Source organism: Acinetobacter sp. LMB-5, assembly GCF_001541635.1.
GTDB classification, from domain to species: domain Bacteria; phylum Pseudomonadota; class Gammaproteobacteria; order Pseudomonadales; family Moraxellaceae; genus Acinetobacter; species Acinetobacter pittii.
This window is the reverse complement of sequence record NZ_LRDR01000069.1, coordinates 1-449: the sequence shown is the minus strand read 5'-3', so window position 1 is coordinate 449 and position 449 is coordinate 1. Positions and strand designations below refer to the sequence as shown.

1 protein-coding gene is annotated in these 449 nt (G+C 43.4%); it reads left to right on the top strand.

Going from position 1 to position 449, the window contains the following annotated elements; translation table 11 throughout:
- Positions 1-334 (top strand): integrase core domain-containing protein (locus tag AW165_RS19570; protein WP_155859664.1); only part of this gene is annotated, 334 nt, incomplete at its 5' end.
- Positions 335-449 lie beyond the last annotated feature (115 nt).

Below are 449 nucleotides of genomic sequence, written 5' to 3'. Positions count from 1 at the left end.
TATTTTCCGTTTTCCAAGCGGACCCCAAGGAAGTCATTACACAAGTCGTTTTTTTCGACAACTGTTGTGGCGTTATCAAATCAAACAAAGCTTATCTAGGCGTGGTAATTGCTGGGATAACAGTCCGATAGAACGGTTCTTCAGAAGTCTAAAGACAGAATGGATACCCGTGTCGGGTTATCGGAATTTTAGCGAAGCAAAAGAGAATATAACTCGATACATCACGGGTTATTACAGCCAACTCAGGCCACATCAATATAATGGTGGTCTGACACCCAATGAATCAGAACGACTGTATTGGGAAAACTCTAAAACCGTGGCCAAATTTAGTTGACCACTACAATCCATCCACAAGTGGCCCTTTCTGCTGAAGTGAGCTACAGCAAGGCAACTGACGCCATCTACGCTAATGGTGAAGGTAAAGCGCAAGACGATAAGACTCAACTCTT